At 78.6% G+C, this 243-nt stretch carries 1 protein-coding gene; it reads right to left on the bottom strand.

The features are described 5' to 3' along the window. Positions 1 to 127: 127 nt before the first annotated feature. Positions 128 to 235 (bottom strand): peptidoglycan-binding domain-containing protein, encoded by a 108-nt coding sequence (locus tag ACSNOD_RS32035; RefSeq protein ID WP_436770550.1) that lies wholly within the window; start codon positions 233 to 235, stop codon positions 128 to 130. Between the last annotated feature and the right edge of the window lie 8 nt (positions 236 to 243).

The raw sequence follows: 243 nt of genomic DNA, 5'->3' as shown, positions 1-243 counted from the left end.
GCTCCCTCGCCCGCTCCGGGGTCGTGGTGCGCGCGGGGGCCGTGGGGCGCGCCGGGGGTGCGGGCCGCGCCGGAGCCGTGGGGCGCGCCCGGGGACGGCCTGTCCCCCGCCCCGATGACCGGTCGGTTCATCGCCGCAACGCCCCCCAGGTGTGCGGCCCGACCTTGCCGTCGACCACCAGCCCGTGCTGCTTCTGGGCCCGTTTGACCGCGCGTTCGGTCAGGTCGCCGAACACCCCGTCGA

It is taken from the genome of Streptomyces sp. URMC 123, from assembly GCF_051386515.1.
Lineage (GTDB): Bacteria > Actinomycetota > Actinomycetes > Streptomycetales > Streptomycetaceae > Streptomyces.
This window is presented reverse-complemented; position numbering and strand designations above follow the sequence as displayed.